This window comes from Polyangium sp. 15x6, assembly GCF_029960785.1.
Taxonomy (GTDB): Bacteria; Myxococcota_A; Polyangia; order Polyangiales; family Polyangiaceae; genus Polyangium.
Genome location: NZ_JASBQE010000121.1, coordinates 18,776 through 33,418, shown reverse-complemented (window position 1 = coordinate 33,418; position 14,643 = coordinate 18,776). Strand labels below are relative to the sequence as shown.

12 protein-coding genes are annotated in these 14,643 nt (G+C 66.7%); 6 read left to right on the top strand and 6 right to left on the bottom strand.

The features are described from left to right. Positions 1-231 precede the first annotated feature (231 nt). Together raiA and QHF83_RS46450 are read right to left on the bottom strand one after the other, a co-directional pair. A complete protein-coding gene (gene raiA / locus QHF83_RS46455) occupies positions 232-591 on the bottom strand; it encodes a ribosome-associated translation inhibitor RaiA (protein ID WP_282424576.1) in 360 nt (119 codons plus the stop codon). Between the two features lie 275 nt (positions 592-866). Further along, positions 867-1,574 (bottom strand): ATP-binding cassette domain-containing protein, encoded by a 708-nt coding sequence (locus QHF83_RS46450; RefSeq protein WP_282424575.1) that lies wholly within the window; start codon positions 1,572-1,574, stop codon positions 867-869. 49 nt (positions 1,575-1,623) lie between these two features. Here QHF83_RS46450 and QHF83_RS46445 point away from each other — a divergent pair, with 49 nt between their 5' ends. Continuing rightward, positions 1,624-3,156 (top strand): mechanosensitive ion channel family protein, encoded by a 1,533-nt coding sequence (locus QHF83_RS46445; RefSeq protein WP_282424574.1) that lies wholly within the window; start codon positions 1,624-1,626, stop codon positions 3,154-3,156. A 397-nt stretch (positions 3,157-3,553) separates the two neighbouring features. Here the strand turns inward: QHF83_RS46445 and QHF83_RS46440 are convergent, their stop codons facing one another. Further along, positions 3,554-4,261 (bottom strand): hypothetical protein, encoded by a 708-nt coding sequence (locus QHF83_RS46440; RefSeq protein WP_282424573.1) that lies wholly within the window; start codon positions 4,259-4,261, stop codon positions 3,554-3,556. 980 nt (positions 4,262-5,241) lie between these two features. Here QHF83_RS46440 and QHF83_RS46435 point away from each other — a divergent pair. Together QHF83_RS46435 and QHF83_RS46430 are read left to right on the top strand one after the other, a co-directional pair. Beyond that, positions 5,242-5,805: an isochorismatase family cysteine hydrolase gene (locus QHF83_RS46435; RefSeq protein WP_282424572.1), complete on the top strand. Its 564-nt coding sequence runs from the start codon at positions 5,242-5,244 to the stop codon at positions 5,803-5,805. A 70-nt stretch (positions 5,806-5,875) separates the two neighbouring features. Then, positions 5,876-6,247 (top strand): hypothetical protein, encoded by a 372-nt coding sequence (locus QHF83_RS46430; RefSeq protein ID WP_282424571.1) that lies wholly within the window; start codon positions 5,876-5,878, stop codon positions 6,245-6,247. Positions 6,248-6,284: 37 nt separating this feature from the next. Here QHF83_RS46430 and QHF83_RS46425 read toward each other — a convergent pair whose 3' ends face one another. Further along, complete coding sequence (locus tag QHF83_RS46425; protein WP_282424570.1) at positions 6,285-6,491, bottom strand: hypothetical protein; 207 nt, start codon at positions 6,489-6,491, stop codon at positions 6,285-6,287. Between the two features lie 82 nt (positions 6,492-6,573). On the opposite strand from QHF83_RS46425, the gene QHF83_RS46420 reads away from it, so the two are divergent. Continuing rightward, the gene (locus tag QHF83_RS46420) at positions 6,574-8,139 is read left to right on the top strand and encodes a hypothetical protein (RefSeq protein ID WP_282424569.1); all 1,566 of its coding nucleotides are present in this window, start codon (positions 6,574-6,576) and stop codon (positions 8,137-8,139) included. Positions 8,140-8,289: 150 nt separating this feature from the next. On the opposite strand, the gene QHF83_RS46415 is transcribed toward QHF83_RS46420, so the two are convergent. Continuing rightward, entirely contained in the window at positions 8,290-9,939 is a 1,650-nt protein-coding gene (locus tag QHF83_RS46415; RefSeq protein WP_282424568.1) for a CocE/NonD family hydrolase, read from the bottom strand. Positions 9,940-10,048: 109 nt separating this feature from the next. Then, complete coding sequence (locus QHF83_RS46410; RefSeq protein WP_282424567.1) at positions 10,049-12,061, bottom strand: hypothetical protein; 2,013 nt, start codon at positions 12,059-12,061, stop codon at positions 10,049-10,051. 513 nt (positions 12,062-12,574) lie between these two features. Between QHF83_RS46410 and QHF83_RS46405 the strand changes: the two genes are divergently transcribed. Further along, positions 12,575-13,036 carry a hypothetical protein gene (locus tag QHF83_RS46405; RefSeq protein ID WP_282424566.1) on the top strand — a complete coding sequence of 154 codons (462 nt, stop codon included), beginning with the start codon at positions 12,575-12,577 and terminating at the stop codon, positions 13,034-13,036. 66 nt (positions 13,037-13,102) lie between these two features. Further along, on the top strand, positions 13,103-14,638 hold the full coding sequence (locus tag QHF83_RS46400; protein WP_282424565.1) for a DUF1254 domain-containing protein: 1,536 nt from the start codon (positions 13,103-13,105) through the stop codon (positions 14,636-14,638). Positions 14,639-14,643: the final 5 nt, after the last annotated feature.

Sequence of the window (14,643 nt, the reverse complement as noted above, 5' to 3'; positions counted from 1 at the left end):
GCTTGGAGCGGACGACGCCCTCGACCTCGTTGGCCACCGAGACGTGGTCCGCGCTCAGGATCTCGAGAACACCCATGATCGTGCCGGGGGGGTTGGGAGAGCGGGGCGTGCGCCGCCTGTTGCGCCGTCGAGTCGATCGTTGCCTGTCCCCCCCGTGCCTCGGCGGAAGCACGGCCGAGCCCTACTACGGAAAGGCTCGCCTGGCGAGGGCGTACAGCGTGGAATTCGCCTTCAGTCGCGGGCGCGCCCCTCGGCCGCCTCGTGGGCCTCGGCCGCGAACTCGGCCGCGCTCGTCCCGCCGCGCTTCTTCGCCATGCTTGCCGTCTTGTCCGCTTCGATCTGTCGGTCCAGCTTGTCGATGACTTTGTCGATCGAGGCGTACATGTCCTGGCTGCGGACCGTGGCGTGGAACTGCTGGCTGCCCGAGGAGATTCTCACGTCCGCGATGTGATCGAGGCCCTCGACGGACAACGTCACCTGCGCAGTCATGGCTTGACGAAGGAACCTTTGCAGCTTGGCGACCTTGTCATGCGCGTACTGCTTCACCGCGTCCGTGCCCACCATGTGTCGGAACGTGATTGCGATGTTCATCGAAGGCTTTCCTTCCTTTCCTTCCGGGGCGAAGCGCCAGAGGTGCGCTCGTCACAAGCGCCAACGCTCATCGTACCACTGCAGGTCGAGCCGACGCGCGTGGATAAGATGCGCTTTGGGCGTCGCAACGATGCCGGCCCGCGGCCCGTGACCTTCGGCGTGACCACTACGTTTGCCGGGCCACGCCTCGTTTCCATCGAGCTACAGAGCCACCACATGTCCTCGACGAAACCCGCGATGACGCCCGGACAATCCCCGCGGGCAAGATTTCGCGGTCACGTCGCGGAGTAACGAGAGTGCACGAGCGGGTGGGCTCGAAAACCCTCGGGCGAGGCCTCGAGCGCGATCTCTCCATCGAGGAGGAGGACGGCGCGATCGCAGAGGCGCAGAGCCGCATCGACATGATGATCGGAGACGAGGACCGCGGCCCCGGCGTCGGCCAGGGCACGGAGTCGCTCAGCGACGCGCGTCGCGCCGAGCGGATCGACGGCCGCGAACGGCTCATCACAAACGAGGACCCGAGGCGCGGCCGTGAGCGCGCGCGTGATCTCGAGGCGCCTTCGCTCGCCGCCGGAGAGGCGCGCAGCCTGCATGTCGAGGAGGCCGTCGAGGCCGAGATCACGGGCGATCGTCAGCGCATCGGGCGCGCCGAGCGAGCGAGCGCGTCGGGTGAGGCGTTCGAAGACGGCGAGGTTGTCGCGCACCGAGAGATCGGGCAGCACGCTCGGCGTCTGCGGGACGTAGCCGAGGCCGCGGCGCGCGCGCTCGTACAGCGGCAGGCGCGTCACGTCTTCACCTGCGAGGACGACCTTCCCTTCCAGCGGAACGAGCTCGCCGACGAGCACACGGAACAGCGTGGTCTTGCCGGCGCCGCTCGGGCCGAAGACGGCGAGGACCTCACCCGGCCGCGCCTCGAGCGAGGCGTGGTGAAGGAGCGTGCGACCCGAGAGACGCACGGTGAGGGAGGAGGCGAGGAGCGACATCGAGCGCGGTGGGGAGGCGAGCTTAGCGGCGAGCTGGTAGGGTGCGCCCGTGAGTTTCCTCTACGCGCTCTGGAAGGAAGCGCTCCTCGCGCACACGTTCTGGCTGCTTACGGCGCTCGTGATCGCGCTCGTGGCGAGCCGGTTCTCCACGTCGAGCGAGCCGCGGCTCCGGCCGCTCGGCTTCTTCCTCTCGATGCACTTGGTTTCGCTCCTCGGGGCGGCGGCGCTCGCGGTGGTGGGCTCGTCGTTCGTGGACGAGATCCGCATCCCGGCGGCGGTGTTTGGCGGCGTCGCGTTCGTGGGCGCGGCGGCCGTGCTGCTCTTCCACGTCATCCTGCCGCGCCTCCGCCTGCACGCGCCGCGCATCGTGGAGGACGTGACGGTGGCCATCTTCTCGGTCGTCACGGCGGTGACCATCACGAGCCGCGCGGGCATCAACCTCTCGGGCCTCATCGCCACGAGCGCCGTGCTCACCGCGATCCTCGGCTTCTCCTTGCAGGACGTCATCGGCAACGTCGCCGGCGGTCTCGCGCTCCAGCTCGACAACTCCATCGAGGTCGGCGACCGCATCAAGGTGAACGACGTGAGCGGTCGCGTCGCGGAGATACGCTGGCGATACACGGCGATCGAGACGGGCAACTGGGAGACGGTGCTCGTGCCGAACAACGTGCTCATGAAATCCCAGGTGACGGTCTTCGGACGCCGCCAGGGCAAACCCTCGTATTTGCGCCGCGTGATCCATTTCAACGTCGATTTCCGGTACCAGCCTTCGGACGTCATCGACGTGGTGCGGGACGCCGTGAAAAACGCGAAGATGCCGAATGTCGCGGAGGACCCCGCGCCGAGCTGCGTGCTGCTCGATCTCGGCGAGTCCTACGGGCGTTATGCATTGCGGTACTGGCTGACCGACCTCGACATGGACACGCCAACCGACTCCGACGTCCGCACGCGTATCTTCTTCGCGCTGGAGCGCGCGGGCATGCACCTCGCCATTCCCGCGGCGTCGGTCCTGGTCACCGAGGAGGCGAACCGCGCGGCGCAGAAGCACGCGAAGCGCCTTTCGAGGCGCAAGCAACTGCTGGAAATGGTGCCACTCTTCCAGGCGCTCTCGGACGCGGAGCGGACCGAGCTCGCCGAGCAGCTCAAATACGCGCCGTTCACGCGCGGCGAGATCATCGCGCATCAGGGCGACGCCGAGCAGCATTGCGTGTATCTCATCGAGGACGGCACGGCCCTCGTGCGCATCTCCGAGAACGGTCGGCAGCTCCCGGTGAAGAAGCTCGGGCCCGGGAGCTTCTTCGGCGAGATGTCGCTGCTCACGGGTACGCCGCGGCTCGCCACCGTGAGCGCCGAGACCGACGTGGAATGCTTCCGGCTCGAAAAAGGACCGTTTCAACGGGTGATCGAGAAGCGACCCGAGCTCGCCCGGGAGCTCGCCGCCGTGCTCGCGCAGCGGGCCGAGGAGCTGCGGGCCGCGCGGCAGGGTGTCGATGTGGCGAGCGAGGCCGCGCCGTCCGTCGTGAAGGCGGAGCGGGATCTCTTCAATCGAATTCGGAATTTCTTCGAGCTGGGAGCGCCGTAAGAGCGGAAGCGGAGTAGGAGTCCGGTGGTTCTCACCCGGGTCGCCAACCCCGCGATTCTTGGCTCATACTTCGAATATCAGATGGACTCCGAGGCTCACCCGGGCGCCGTCCAGAGCAGGCTGGTGTCCACGTCGCCACAGTTCGGATATCGCCGGCGATGCCTCCTGTTGCGCGTGATTCCGTCGTGGGCGGGTCGGCGAGGGCGGGTTCCCCATTCGTCGGCATCCGACAGCGCGCGGCATCGTGAGCCACCGACGCGGTCTCGATGTCGCCCTCGCCTTGGACGAGGACGGCGAGAAGGGTCCTCCGTGGGTCGGCTCCGGGGACGCCCCAAAGGGCGGTCACGGTCCGAAGTGGCACCAACGCGTGCCAGGGGCGGCGGACCTTTCATTGCCGCTAAAAGACAGCGCGGCCGATCGCGACATGTGTGCGGAAATCGATACGTTTCGGAGAGCCAAACCAGCCGAACCCGGTGGGCTCGCCGTGCGGCTCGTCGAGGTACAGCAGCATGGTGCCATAACCGAAGCCGGTGCGCTTGCGCTCCGCGCGCGTATCGTCGCCATGTGGAATCGACGTCGCGTCGGCGATACGGACCAGGTAGCGGTGGCCGGCGCGGTCGAGCCGCTGCGGCGGCGCTACGACGAAGGCGACGTGCCCCGTATTCTGCGACACGACGGTGGCGGGTTTACGCCACGCGATGATGTCGCCGGGACGGACGTCGGCCATTCGCGCCACGCGCAGCCATGGGCCGCGCGGATGGTCCTTCGGCGCGGCAGCAATCACATCATGGTAGTCGCGGGCAACCGGGCGACCACGCCCGTTGCGCCGCATCACGGCGGCGTGGGCGGAAGGGGCCGCTCGTGAGAGCACCCACGCGGCCATGCCAGAGCAGTCGAACTCGTAGCGCCCCGCGCGCTCGTCGACACGCGTGACGTGTACGTAGCGCGTGGTCCGCAGGCGCTGCTCGATCCGGTGGATCACCTCCATCACCGGCTGTCTGGCGCGGGCGGAAGGGGCGCTCTTGGCGCGCGCGGGGGAAGCTGCTGTCCCAGCCACAGCCGCCGCGAGCACGGCGATCGCGGCCAACGTCCCTCGAATATTCATGGTGGGCGACGATAGTACCGCTCGGTCACACGGGTCACGTTTCTGGCAGTAGCATGTTGCTCCCGGCAGACCGCCAGGGGCGACTCCGTGTCGGGAGCGCTGCACGGGCTCGCGCTGGACGGGGTCTATGTGCGGAATGATACGACGGGAGAGCCCGCCTTCCGTGCGCTTCCGAGAATGACCGGCTCGAGCGTGAATACGTGCCCGCGTGGTCGCAGGAGAGCATTTGCACGCATATCCGGATGCGAAGGCGACGCTTGCCATCGCGGCGCGGACGTTCGTGCTACGGTCGATGCGGGATCGGCCGACGCTGGGACGAACGACGCCGATCCCGAGCGGAGAAGAGTTTTACGGGTTCGCACGTGGGCGGATCTTGCTCGTTGCAACCCATACCCCAGACGTACACCGAGGAGCTGCCGAAGGGACGCGCGTTCGCGTCCACGGTGGGCGTATTGCGCATGGCCACTGGATTGCCGCTCGACCGGGCCGGGCCGTTGGCAGTGCTCGCGCGTGCTGCCGAAGATGTGCGAGAGGCACGTCGGACCGTGGCTCAACATCGAGCCGCCGCACGCGTCGCAGGGCCACCGCTCCTTGGGGCTCGGGTTGCTGGGCATTGCGGTCAAGCTGATATTCCAGCGTCTCGAACGCAGTTAGCTTCGTCCGTCGTTCCCTGACAAACGGAGTCTCGCTCCCTGGCGAACAAGCTTTCATGGCAGTGGTAGACCTCGCCGGTCGTGAGCTGCTGGCACATTGCGCTTCTGTTGATACTCGGCATGCTGACCCCAACGCTCCGGGTGCCGCTTCCCCCAGGCGTGCACGTGGTCAAGTGCGGGGCGCGCACGCGGAACGTGACGATCAGGGATGGCGAGACAGCGATGGCGCTGTTCAAGCTGTAAGGGACATGTGAAGCGGGATGTCGGAGACCGTCCCGGCGTCGGTGTGCTGTTGACGGTGGGCCGCCGGATGGAGAAGCTCGCGCCATGAGTAGCGCGCTGATCGTCGGTGACCTCCAGGTCGGGATTCTCGACAACTACCCGTTCACGAAGACCGTGGTGCCGCCGGTGACCGAGCTGCTGCCGCGAGCCCGCGCAGCCGGGGTGTTGGTCGTGTTCGTGCGTACTGCGTTTCGGGCCAACGGCGCGGACTTGGCGGGTGAGGTCTTCGCGGCCTTCCACCGGGCCGGTGACCTGTTCCACGAGGGTTCGCCGGGTACGGAGGTCGCGCTGGAGGTCACCGCGGACGACGTCGTCGTGCTCAAGCGGCGCACGAGCGCGTTCGCAGGAACGGATCTCGATCTGGTGCTCCGCGCCCGCGGCGTGGACTCGCTCGCGCTCACTGGTGTCGCGACGAGCGCCATGGTCGCCGCCACGCTGTACGACGCGTCGGACCGGGGCTACGGGCTGACCGTGCTCCGCGACGGGTGCGCCGACCCGGACCCGGCGGTGCACGAGCTCCTCGTCGACACCGTCTTTCGCAACAGGGGAGCGGAAATCATTACGTGCGCGGAGTGGCCAGCTCGTGGTGCGCGTACGGCTCCCCGTTGAACGCTCGGGATCTCGGAAGCCTCGGCGAAAAAGCGGCTCGAGCGCGCTCTACTGCGTGCATGGCAAGGGCGTGATGGAGCCATGCCCGGACAACTACAACCATGAACGTCACGAGATGTCCCCCCACGAGCCGATCGATGATCTCGGCTGCGAGGCGTGCGAGTGCGGGGCGGTGGGGAGCGCGTGCATGGGATCGCTTCGGCTCTACGACGACGCCGTGTGTTCGTCGCAGTTCGCGCAGGCCAGCCTTGCGTCTACCAAGGAGAAATGCGTCGACGTCCTGCCCCCAGGGCGCGCCATCGGAGCCAAGGCGGTCACGGGCGTGACGTACGTTCATGGTACGTGTTCGCGCTCCGGCGGGACGCCGAAGGGCTCGGCATCACCGAACAAGAACAGCGCGAGCACCTTCTCCTGCCGTCGGTCGCACTGGACCGTCGAGTAGGTCGGCGGATACGCTCGTGGAGCTCGCGGAGGGGCTTCTACGCCTGCCCGACCGTGAGGGCGAGCCCGGTGGCGTCGCGCTGGGCGAGAACCTCGGCCAGGTTCCACGTCCGGATCGGAACGTCACGCGGACCAAGCATGTAGAAGACCGCGGTCACGCTGGCGAGTTGGTAGGCAACGAGGTCCACGCCTGGAAAGACGGTCCACACCAGGCGCAGTGAGGTGGTGTCGAGGCGAGAGTCCACGCCAGCGATGATAGCGCATCGGGTTTGTCCTGGGAAGGTTGAGCTATCAGCCCGACAGGTGGTGTGCTAACGCGTCGTATTCATGAAGAAACTTCTCGCGCTCGTACTCTTGCCCGCCCTCTCGACGTTCGCCTGCGTCGCGACAAACACCGACCTGGAGAGCGACGACTCGCAATCCATCATCGAGCTCGGCGAGGCGGAGCAGGCGGCCTCGACTCCGCTCCGCCAGAAGGCGCTCGGGCGCATGCGGAACGGGGCAAAGTTCTTTCACGATTTCGTCGCGCGTCACGGCGGGTATGCGTGGCACCACAACGCCACCAACCTGAGCGAGCGCTGGGGCGATATCCAGCTCGACGAGGATCAGATCATGATCCAGTCGCCCGGCACGGCGGACGTGACGATCGCGTTTGTCGAGGCCGCGCTCGCCGACCCGGCGACACCGGCGCTCGAGACCTACGCGCTCGACGCGGCGATGGCGCTGCGTCACGGCCAGATCAAGTCGGGGGGCTGGCGCCTCTACGCGGACTTCAAGCCGACGCCGACGCTGAAGGGGTGCTACCTCAACACCACGGCGAGCTGCAGCTGCGGCGGCTGCACGACGACGAGCTACGACGACCAGGCCACGCAGAACGCGCTCATCGCGATCATGCGCACCGATCACCTGCTCGGGTTCGCGGATGCGGCGATCTCCGGCTCCTCCTCGTACGCCCGCGCGCGGGTCGAGGCCTCGCAGTTCCCGACGAACGGCGGCTTTCCGCAGGGGTTCTCCGGCCCCGTCGCCGCGCGGCCGGCGCTCCAGGCGAGTTATCCGCCCTCGATCGGGACCTCGTGCGGCCTCGCCAACTGCTACGCGAACTCCTACACCAACGAGTACTGGGACGACCCGACGCTGAACGACAACCTCGCGACGGCCTTCGTGGAGATGCTGTACTGGGCGAGGGAGATCTATCCCGCGCAGGCCGCAACCTACCAGGCCATGCTCACCGCATACGGCGGCTTCCTTCGTCGCGCGCAGATGCCGCAACCGCAGCCCGCCTGGGCGCAGCAGTACGACATCCAGATGCAGCCGCGCTGGGCGCGCAGCTGGGAAGCTCCGGCGATCGCGGGCCAGGAGAGCCAGGACGTTATGTGGGCGCTCCTCCGCCTCTACCAGCTCGACCCGAGCGTGCCGGCCAACCGTGACGCGGTCGGGACCGCGCTCGCCTACCTCGAGACCGTCGACCACGCGAACGACACGCTGCTCCACCGCTACATCGAGCTCGACGATACCTCGCCGTCGAACATCGGCTTCTACACCGTGAAGCCCGGCGGTTACCCGGTCCAGTTCTCTCCTGCGCCGCCGACCTACCAGAACTACGGGTGGGTGGGCCCGTCGCAGCTCGCCGCGATCCACGCCGAATACGACCGTCTGGCGACCGACACGACCGTGATGAAGCGCTCGTGCCAGCAGCTCCGCGCCGACACAGCGCAGGCCGTCGACACGGCGATCAACAACGAGCGGTGGATCACGACGTACAGCCCGAGCGGCCCGCGGAGCGGCGCCACCCCGGGCGACTATTACGATACGAGCAAGTTCGTGCAAAACATGCGCACGCTGGCCGAGTTCGTCGTTCGCACGACGACCGACTGCGTCGCGTGGAACTACTGACGAGCCGCCGGCGCCGCCTGCCCGAGGAAGTCCCGCCGGCCCGGCGTTGGGGCGTGACAGGCGGGAAGTCGCACTGGATCGTCGAGTAGGTCGCCGAAGAAGGCGCCCGCCGTGATCAATGGCGCGAAAGCAGCTGAGCGCGCGGGCGCGTCAGCCGAGCACCGAGAGCACGATCGCCGAGGGGCGTTCCGGATCGTGATGCACCGTCTGGTCCGCGGGGACGAGCCGCGTCGCGGTGGCGAGCGGCTCGCCGCTGCCGGGATTGCGGGCGAAACGCGGGTGCGCGCCGCTCGAGACCTGCACGCGAATGCGGTGGCCGCGGCGGAAGCGGTGCGCGGTGGGCCAGAGCTCGATCGTGATGGCCAGCGTGCCGTCGGGCCTCGGCGCGGGTCGGCCGGGGACGAGGCGCAGGATGCCGTCGCATAGGTTCACGGATCGGCCGGATGGATCGACGTCGCAAAGGCGGACGAAAAAATCGGTGTGCGCGAGGCTCGAATGCACGAAGAGCTCGGCGGACACGGGGCCGATCACCTCGACGTTGCGGTCGAGCGGAGGCGTCGTGTAGGTCAATACGTCGCGACGCGCTTCGAGGGCGCGGTTGTCCTGGGGCCCGCTCTCCTCGTTGAGGAGCGCGCCGCCCACGGACGGGGTGGGGTCGGCGGGATCGTAGCGGTAATGGTCGGGCGACGACGCTGCGGGGGGTTTTGGCGCGAGGCCGCGGTTCGGCTGGAGGTAATAACGCTCCGTGCGGACGCCGGGCGGGGGCCAGCTCGGGTATTCACGCCATTCGTCCGCGCCCATCACGTAAATGCGCACGGGCGCCTCGCGCAGGAGGCTGCGATCGCCGAGCAGGTGCGCGCGGAACCAGGCGAGCGACTCGCGAATGCTTTCCTTGAAGAGGGGCCTCGACGTATGGGACCAGGGGCCGAGGGTGAGGTACGGCTTCTGGCCCGCCGCGACGAGCGCGGCATAATCCCGGAGCTGCCAGGGCAGGAAGATATCGTAGAAGCCGCCGGTGAAAAGCACGGGCGCGATCACGTCGGCCACGCTGCCGCTATGGTTCGCCGGCTCCCACCACGGGTCGCCCGGGGCATTGTGCTCGAGCCAGTCCTGGAAAAACCCGACCCGGTGACCGATGACCATCCGATCCGCCTCGGCGAGCGGCAGGTGCGCGAAGGCGCGTTCGAACGAGCGCCGCGCGGCGATGCGGGCGAGCACATGCTCGTGGATCGGTTTTTCCTGGATATGGACGAGGTGCGTCCAGCGCAACATGCCATCCAGCGAGAAGCTCTCGCCGGGATACTTGAAGTCGCGAAAATTGGAGAGCGTGATCTGGGGGGACATCGCCTTGAGCATGGAGCCTGCGTCGCGGGCGATCGCCCATTGCACGAAGCCGAGGTAGCTCGGTCCGAACGTGGCGATCTCGCCCGAGAACCAGGGCTGCTCTTGGAGCCAGGCGAGGGTGGCGAGGCCGTCGTCCTTCTCGGTGCGGAAGGGATCGAGCGCGCCGCCGGAGCCGAACGTGCCGCGGCAGCTCTGGACGAGGACGGAGAAGCCGCGCTCGGCGAAGGGCCGGCCGAGCATCACGCCGAGAGGACCCGTGCGCCCGTAGGGGGAGCGAACGAGGATCAGCGGGCGCTTTTTGGCGTCGCGCGGAGCATGCCGATCGGCGAGCAGGACCGTGCCGTCGGGCATGGGCACCCGGAGATCACGCTCCACGACGATGTCGCGCGTCTCGGCGGGCGGCAGGTCGAGGAGCCATTCGAGGAAGTGGCTCGGGAGTGTCCTGAGATCGTTCACGTCTCTCATGGAGACGCAGAGCCGGAGAGAACGCAAGGCCTGTGCGTCGCCCGCGCACGAAACCTCCGGGCGCCCACCGCTGGAATCGGAGCCCGCGCGGCGCGGTTCGTCAGAGTGCGGTGCTGTAATTCGTGATGTAGTGGATCAGCTCGACATTGCCGGCCGAGTTGGTCACCGCGGCGACGAGGTGCTCGGAGAACGGGGTCGCGCCGAGGGCGACGGCCGAGATCGGCCCGGCGTCCCGCGTGCCCGCGCGGCCGAGGATGCCATTCGCATCCACGCTGAACGACAGCACGCTCAGGCTGCCGCCGGTCACCACGCCGACGGCCACATCGCGATCACCGACCTTGACCGACGAGAGGGCGGAGATCGGCCCGGCGTCCCACTCCGACAGGCGCGTGAGCGTGCCGAGGCTCGAGATCTGATAGACTTGCACCCACAGCGCATCGGTCGTCACCTCCCGCGCCGACACGACCGCGAATTCACGGCTTCCATTGCCGACGACCGAGATGTCGACATCGGACGCCGTGAGGGTTCCGCCGGAAGCTTTCGACGCGACCACGCTCCCGGCCTGGGAGACGGTCATGCCATTGGTGCTGATCGACCAGGAGCGAACGACCACGGCATTGTCCGAGCCACGGCGCTCGGCGGTGACGACCCCCCGGAATGTGCCGGCATCGCCGCCCAGCGCCTTGCCTGCCACCACGCGGGCGATGTCGACGTCGTGGACCACCGAGCTGGAGATCGCCGAGCCACGCAGGTCGACGTTCGGGACGAGCAGCGACGTCGCTCCGAAGTTGGACACCTGGAGATACCCGGTGCTGGTATTCTTGTGCGCCACGGTCACGCCGTCGTGGTTCGGAGCGGTGGTCGCCTTGACGATGCTGACGTCGGTGAGAGATGTGTAGCCCCCGGCGGTGCTTTCGATGAGGCTGTTGTTCGCCCCGAAGGTGTAGGGAACGAGCTGCAGCTTGCCGCTGCCGTTGCGGATGGTGGCGACGAAGTCCTTCGCCGTTGGATTGATCGTCGCGGCGTCGACCGCCGTGGCCGTGCTCCTCTCCACGATCGTGCCCAGCGTGAAGGTGTCGTCGGACTCGATCGCGAAGCCGACGGCCTCCAGGTTGTGATCCTCGTTGATGTAAACGGCAGCGCCCTCGACCGTGTTCCAGAATGGATCGGTGGTGGTGACCATGACGGACGAGCTGATGCCGACGTCCACGTCGATCGAATCGCGGCGGATCCCCTGCGGATCACTCCACAAGAGGTTTCGCTGACCCGACCCGAAGTACCAGCCCGAACCATCCATTCGAGACCACTCATCGTTATCGGCATTCGCCGAGCTGCTGATCGGCTGCCTCCAGGCCTCGTCGAACTCGAGCATCTCGGCGTACCCGAGACAGGGCTCACCCAGGCTGGTCTCGTCGTACGGCTTGACGTGCATGTGCAGGTGCGGCCACGCGGCCGCGCCGGAGTCGCCGATCCGCCCGACCAGCTCCCCCTTGCGAATCGGCTTGGGCGTGGTGAGGACCGTCGACGGGACGATCTTCGTCCAACCGTCCCCGAACTCGGTGCAGGCGACCGGGTTGCTGTAATTGTAAATGGTGGTGATCGGGCAAAGCTCCGAGCTGATGCTGTCCTGCTTCAGGTGGGCCAGCACGACGACCATGTCGTCCTCCGTCCGGATGGCGACGAAGTTGCCAGCTCGCATACAGACGCCGTTGTTACCGCCACCTGGACAGTTGACCGCGTCCCCATTCACGTCGTCATCCGGCATGCGCCGCCAACAGGCGATCACCTCTCCATCCACGGGCGAGTGGATCGGCATGTTCCATGACACGTGATCCGACGGCGTATTGCTTGCCGTCGCCTGCCCGGGCGTCACGGACTCCGACCATGCGCCGAGCGACGAATCCCAGCGCTTCGCCCACAGGTCGAGCTGGCAATAAGGCCACTCGGGCGGACAGGTTCCGTGCGCTGTTTGCGCATACGTCATGTAGGTGTTTCCCGGGAGGCTGTCGCCACGCCACGGCAACTTCATGCGGTAGGCCTGCGCCACCGAAGGCGACGCGAACGCGACCCCGAGACCAAGCAATGAACAGAGATGCTTCAGCTTGCGGTTCATCAGCGAAACCCCAATACAAGGATCGTGAATGGAATGACCCCAGCGCCGGATCGGCGCAGGCCACGGCGGAGACCAACCCCTCCATTCGTGGGTGGTCACGAGCCTCCGACTGCATCCACCGTACCAGCGCGAAACACGGGATGTATGTCCTCGGGAGCCATACATCCAGGATGACACTGTAGCGCCCACGTGACGATCGCGCTCTTCTGCTGTCATTGCGTCGTGACAGCGTAACGATGGCGTGACAGGTCTCCCGAGAGGCACGTCGAACGAGGCGGCCGCGGGGCGACGACGTGGCCCCTGCGGCCAGCACGCTGGAAGAGCAGGAATTGGTCTGCGCGAACCGCACGGTAGCTTGCCAGGAGCATGCCAATCTCAGTAAGACGGTTTGGCCGTGTCGATCCGTATCTGCTTCCAGAAAACCGCGAGGACAGGCCTCGCATGCGCGCTCGTCCTCGTCGTCTGCGCCGCTTTTGCCGGCTGCGGGCCGCGGACCGCTGCCCCGTTGCCATCGTGAAAGGGCAGCCTTCGCAGATTACGCTCGTCTCGAGCGCCGATGGGGTCTCGTTCGATCCGCCGAAGACCTGTCGGGGTCAATATCCGGACTCACCGCAATATTACATCCGCGTCCACGGCCACGGAAAGCGCCGGATCGAATACACCCAGCGCAAACCGAACGAATGCGACAAGCCCGACGCCAAGGCGTGCCCGAACGTCCACTTCATGTCGTTTGGCATGTCGACGCTCGGGGCGTTGCGGGCGGAGCTCGGAAAAGACAACGCCAGTTCCGTGGGGGCCGGGGCCTGCGGCGAAACGAGCGGACCGATCGAACGGTGGAACGTGTCGAACCAAGTCCACGATTTCCGTCACGTCGACGAGGCGCTCCGTATCATGGACGCCGAGCTCCGCCGCTGGAACATCGGAGACGATTGGGGGCTCACGCTCGCCGGGATCGAGTGCGCCTTTCTCGAGTAGGCGTCGGCTCAGGAGGAACCCGCTCGGAGCGGGAGCCCCAAGGGCAATTTTCCCGGAGTCCGGGGGATGCAAACTCCCCTGCGATTTCGCCCGAGCGGCTCCGACCACGTGATCATCCCCCAAATCGTCACCTCGGTATGCGAGTTGCAAACCGTCGACGAGGAGGATGGACGCATGGCAACGTTGTTTACGCGATGTTTTCCCGTCGTCGCGCTGTCGTCGCTTCTCACGTCGTCTGCCGCGGTGGGTCTCGAGCCCGGGCTCGGAGATGGTGGTGGGTCTCTGACTCCGGACCAGGTGTTCGCGCTGGGCAAGGACGTTTATGTTTATGGCTACCCGCTGGTCACGATGGAAATGACCCGAAGGGTCATGACGAACGTCGCCGAGCCCACGCAAACACGCGCTCCGATGGGTCAATTCGCGAATGTTCGCAGATACCCTGATGCGAATTTCCGGGACGTCACGGCGCCCAACGCCGATACGCTCTACTCCGTGGCATGGCTGGATTTGTCGGATGAGCCCTACATCCTGAGCGTTCCCGAAATGGGGAATCGCTACTACCTGTTCCCGATGCTCGACGCTTGGACGAACGTGTTCGCGTCACCGGGAAAGCGCACCGTGGGAGGCAAAGCGCACGACTATGCGATCACGGGTCCCGGCTGGCACGGCGAGCTTCCCGCCGGCGTCACCGAGATCGAGGCACCGACGAACATCGTCTGGATCATCGGACGCACCTACAGCTCCGGCACGGAGAAAGACTTCGCGGCCGTGAACGCCCTACAGAATCAGTACAAGCTCGTTCCGCTGAGCGCCTGGGGCACGGAGTACATCCCACCGCGAGGCCGTGTCGACCCCTCGATCGATATGACGACCGCGGTCCGGGATCAGGTCAACGCCCTCGAAGCCCCGTCCTTCTTCGGGATTCTCGCCGACGCGATGGCGAAGAACCCGCCGGCCGCTGCCGATGCTCCGATGGTGGAAAAGCTCGCGAAACTCGGCATCGTCCCAGGACGTGCGTTCGACCCTCGGAGGTTTTCCCCAGCAGAGCTCGAGGCCCTTTCCCGCGTGCCCGACGCCGCGCTCCGAGACATTCTGGCCCATGCCCCGAGCGCCGGGTCGCAGTTCAACGGCTGGACGTTTTCTCTCAGGACCGGCACCTACGGTACCGATTACCTCCAGCGCGCCTACATCACCTATGTCGGGCTCGGCGCCAATCTCCCGCAAGACGCCGTCTATCCGCTCACGGATGTCGACGCCGAAGGCAGGCCGCTGTCGGGCGACCACGCGTACGTGCTGCACTTCCCGAGCGGCAAGCTGCCCCAGGCGAACGGGTTCTGGTCGCTGACGATGTACAATGAACGGTACTTCTTCTACGACAATGCGCTGAATCGCTACACGCTCGGTCCGCGCGACGATCTTCACTACAATGACGATGGCTCGCTGGATCTCTACATCCAGCACGAATCGCCCGGCGAAGGCAAGGAGTCGAACTGGCTCCCGGCGCCGTCGGGTCGTTTCGCGCTGATGTTGCGGCTCTACTGGCCGATGCAATCGGTGCTGGACCAGGCGTGGGTACCACCCGGCGTCCGTCGCATGCGCTGACGACC